This window comes from Amycolatopsis deserti, assembly GCF_014653945.1.
In the GTDB taxonomy this organism is placed as follows: domain Bacteria; phylum Actinomycetota; class Actinomycetes; order Mycobacteriales; family Pseudonocardiaceae; genus Amycolatopsis_E; species Amycolatopsis_E deserti.
In genome coordinates, this window is sequence record NZ_BNAU01000020.1 from 1 (window position 1) to 4,312 (window position 4,312).

Here is a 4,312-nt window from a genome sequence, read left to right on the forward strand (position 1 = left end):
GCGCAGCTCGTCGTCAACGACGCCCGCCCGAAGGTCCCGGTCGGGCCGGGCAAGGGCGGCCACGCCGCCTCCTCGATCAAGGCCGCCTCGACCCGCACCGCGGCGCGGGTGCAGGGCGGCGGATCGAAGTTCCCCTACTACCCCTGGCTGGACTTCGGCGGCCGCGTCGGGCCGAGCAAGAGCGTGCGCCGGCCGTTCATGAAGACCGGCCGCTACCTGTGGAAGTCCTACGCCGACCAGAAGACCAAGGTCGCTGACACCCTCGACACCGCGCTGCGCCGCGTGATCGAGGACGCCGGAATCGGGGTGGAGTGATGGCCGGGCTCGGTCCCACCGTCAAGCTCGTCTTCGCCGGCGACGCCTCGCAGCTGGACAAGACCATGAAGGACGTCGGCGATTCCGGCGACCGCATGGTCAAGGAGTTCAGCGCGAAGAGTGCCGGGCTCGCGCTCGCCGGTGGCATCGCAGCGACAGGGCTGGTGGACGCGTTCCAGCAGAACCTCGACATGGGCGCGGCGAACGCGAAGCTCGAAGCGCAGCTGGGCGCGGGCAGCGAGTTGGCCGCGGCCGCCGGCGAGATCGCCGGGAACCTCTACGCCGACGCCTACGGCGACAGCCTCGCCACGGTCAACGACGCCGTGAAGACGGTGCTGCAGTCCGGGGCGCTGATGGAAGACGCCTCGAACGACCAGATCCAGGCCATCACCGCCAACGCCATGTCGCTGTCGGAGGCGTTCGGGGTCGACGTGCAGTCGTCGATGAACGCCGTCGCGCAGCTGATGCGCACCGGCCTCGCGCCGAGCGCCGAGGCCGCGCTGGACGTGATCACCCGCGGGTTCCAGCAGGGCGTCGACAAGGGCGGCGACTTCCTCGACACGCTCAACGAGTACTCGACGCAGTTCCGCAAGCTCGGGCTCGACGCCACCACGGCCACCGGGCTGATGTCGCAGGGGCTGCAGGCCGGCGCCCGGGACGCGGACGTGGTCGCGGACGCGCTGAAGGAGTTCTCCATCCGCGCCGTCGACGGCACCAAGACCACCGCCGACGGGTTCAAGATGCTGGGGCTCAACGCCGACCAGATGGCCGCCCAGATCGCGCAGGGCGGGCAGACAGCCTCGGCTGGGCTGGACGTGGTCCTGGACCGGCTGCGCGACATCAAGGACCCGGTGCTGCAGTCGCAAGCCGCGGTGGCGCTGTTCGGCACCCAAGCCGAGGACCTCGGCGCCGCGCTCTACGCCCTGGACCCCTCGACCGCGGTGGCCGCGCTGGGCAACGTCGACGGCGCCGCGGCCACGGTCAACGAGACCCTGTCCGACACCGCGCAGAACAAGATCACCGCGCTGCAGCGCGGGTTCCAGGACTGGACAAACTCGCTGGTCACCACCAACGGCCCCCTCGGCGAGCTGGCGGCCGGGGTGATGGCCTTCGGCCAGCCCGCGCTCACGATGCTGTCGAGCATCGGCATGATCGCGCTCGCGTTCCAGGGCTTCGGGATGACCCTGCTCACCACCGTCGTGCCGGCCGTGTGGTCCTTCACCACGGCGCTGCTCGCGAACCCGATCACGTGGATCGTGCTCGGCGTGGTCGCGCTCATCGCGGCGATCGTGCTGCTGATCACCCACTTCGACCAGGTCAAGGCCGTCGCCACGACGGTGATTTCCTGGATCGGTGACCGGTTCGAGTGGGTGAGGAACCTCGTCGGCAACATCGCAGGCTGGATCCGTGATCGCTTCGTTGATGCCTTCAACTGGGTGCGCAGCACCGCGGGCGGCGTGTTCGACTGGTTCGGCTCGCTGCCGGGCCGGATCGGTGCCGTGTTCTCCGGCATCGGCGACGGGATCAAGAACGCCTTCAAGGCCGCGTTCAACTTCGTGGCCGACATCTGGAACAACACGGTCGGCCGGATCTCGATCACCATCCCGTCCTGGGTGCCGGTGATCGGCGGCAACTCGTTCTCCGCGCCGAAGATCCCGAAGTTCCACACCGGTGGTGTCGTGCCCGGCACCCCCGGTTCGGAGATGCTCGCGATCCTGCAGGCCGGGGAGACCGTCGTCCCCGCGAATGCCTCGGGCGGGGCGGGCGCGATCGTGATCAGGGGCGATGGCTCGCCGATCGCCGCTGTGCTGATCGAGGTGCTGTCCGAGGCCATCCGCGGGCAGGGCGGCAACGTCCAGGAGGTGCTGGGCGGATGAGCCGCATCGAGCAGCCCACCGTCGAGATGTACCTGGGCCGCTGGACCGACATCACCGGCGACGTCGCGCAGGACCCGGGCATCACGGTCCAGCGCGGCAGGCAGAACGAGGGCACCAAGCTCACCACGCCGACGACGTGCAAGTTCAAACTGCGCAACGGCGCGGAAGCCTCGGCCGGCGCAGGCACCTATGACCCGCGGTGGCCGACCTCGCCATACTTCGGCGTGCTCGGCAAGGGCACCCCGGTGCGGGTCGCGCTGCGACGCGCCTGGGACACCTTCGGCCGCACGGTCTCCAACGGCTGGGGCACCTCGGACGCCGGCTGGCCGTGGGCCATCGTCGGATTCGGCGGCCCGGCCGCCGCCGACTTCGCCGTCGGCTCCGGCGCGGCCACCCACCGCGTGCCGAACGCCTCGGCCTACGCCCAGTCCTACCTGATCGGCTTCACCCAGCGGGACGTGAGCGTTCAGGTGACGTGCTCGCTGCCGTTCAGCCTCGTCTCCGGTGGGGTGATCCAGCCGGCCAACATCCTGCTGCGCTACACCGACCAGAACAACTACAACCTGGTGCGCGTCGAGATCGGCACTGACGAGGCCATCACGCTCAAGTTCGTCTCCGTGGTGGGCGGAATCGAAACCGAGCTGTCCGCGGCCACGGACGGTTCGTTCATCGGCACCACCTCGACCGGGCTCACGCACTCGGCGGCCCTGTCGTTCACCGTGCGAGCCGTCGTGGAGAACTCGACGACCCGGGCGAAGATCTGGCAGTCCAACCAGGACGAGCCGTTCGACTGGTTGTGGTACTGCCGCACCAACGCCAACTACGGCACCGGCAGCGTGGGTGTGCGGTCCGGCATCGGTGCAGGGAACACCAACGCCCCCGTGACGTTCACCTACGACAACATCGAAGTGACCGCGCCGCGCTTCTACGGCGAGGTGTCGTCCCTGCAGCAGAAACAGGACAAGTCCGGGAAGAATCGATGGGTCGAGGTCGAAGCCGCCGACATGCTGCGGCGCCTGCAGACCGGCGCGTCCCCGGTCCAGTCCGCGCTGCGGCGCGCGATCCCGTCCCTGGCGAACCTGGTGGCCTACTGGCCGATGGAGGACGGCTCCGCGGCGAGCGGCGCAGCGGCCGTCACCGCGAACACACCACCGATGGTGGTCACGCAGGGCGCCGTCACGTTCGCGTCGAACGGCGCGTTCGAGGGCTCGGACAAGATCCCAGTGCCGAAGAACGGCACCCTGCAGGCCAGCGTGCCGCCGCATCCGGTCGGCGTGGAGGTGACGCGGTTCCTCGTGCATTGCCCGGCCTCCGGGCTCGCGGACGGCACGGCCCTGGCGACGATTCACACGCTGGGCACGATCGGCCGGTGGCGCCTGACCTACCACGCCGGCGGCGGGCTCATGCTGACGTGGTTCGACGCCACCACGGTGGCCTACGTCGGTGATTCCGGGATCGTCTCGTTCAGCATGGACGACCGACCGTGCATGCTCTCGGTGGAGCTGCAGCAGTCGGGGGGAGATATCAGCTGGGCGATCGTCACGGTGTCGCCCGGCGCCTCCGCGGGCGGCGCCATCTCCGGCACTGTGGCGGGCCGCACCCTCGGCGCGATCACCGACGTCTATCTCACGCCCGACGCGACAGCGCAGAATGTCGCCTTTGGACACCTGCACGTGCAGAACGCCTTCCAGTCGCTCTTCGCGCTCGGCGCGCCGCTCAACGCCTGGCGTAACGAGTTCAACAGCAACCGGCTGCTTCGGCTTGCCCGCGATGAAAACGGCGTCCAGATCTCCACCTACCGGAGCACCGAGGCACCCGAGTGGTCGCCCAGGGTCGGCGCGCAGAGCACCAAGACGCTCGTCGACCTCCTTGAAGAGGCGGCGCGAGCGACGCAGGGCTTGCTGTTCGCCAGCCGGGCGGCGTCGCACCTGTTCTACCGAACGCACCCGTCGATGCAGGGCCAGCGACCGCGGGCGGTGCTCGACGCGGCCGCAAACCAGCTGGAGACGCTGCCGCTGCCCACCGATGACGACCAGGTGCTAACCAACGACGTGACTGCCACCCGCACGGGGGGTTCCTCGGCGCGCGCGGTGAAGACGACCGGCCGCAACTCGACGGCG

Annotated in this window: 3 protein-coding genes; all 3 read left to right on the forward strand. The window is 69.6% G+C overall.

All coding sequences use genetic code 11. The features are described from left to right. Positions 1 to 315, forward strand: a 315-nt coding sequence (locus tag IE290_RS37530; protein WP_191249509.1) for an HK97 gp10 family phage protein, incomplete at its 5' end; no start/stop codon positions are given. Next, positions 315 to 2,192, forward strand: coding sequence for a phage tail tape measure protein (locus tag IE290_RS37535; RefSeq protein ID WP_191249510.1), 1,878 nt, complete (start codon positions 315 to 317; stop codon positions 2,190 to 2,192). The genes IE290_RS37530 and IE290_RS37535, both read left to right, overlap by 1 nt. Further along, on the forward strand, positions 2,189 to 4,312 hold a 2,124-nt coding region (locus IE290_RS37540), incomplete at its 3' end, for a hypothetical protein (protein WP_191249511.1). The genes IE290_RS37535 and IE290_RS37540, both read left to right, overlap by 4 nt.

What these genes read in the sequence shown, in the direction of transcription:
- IE290_RS37535 (WP_191249510.1), top strand. Translation starts at nt 315, where the DNA reads ATGGCCGGGCTCGGTCCCACCGTCAAGCTCGTCTTCGCCGGCGACGCC.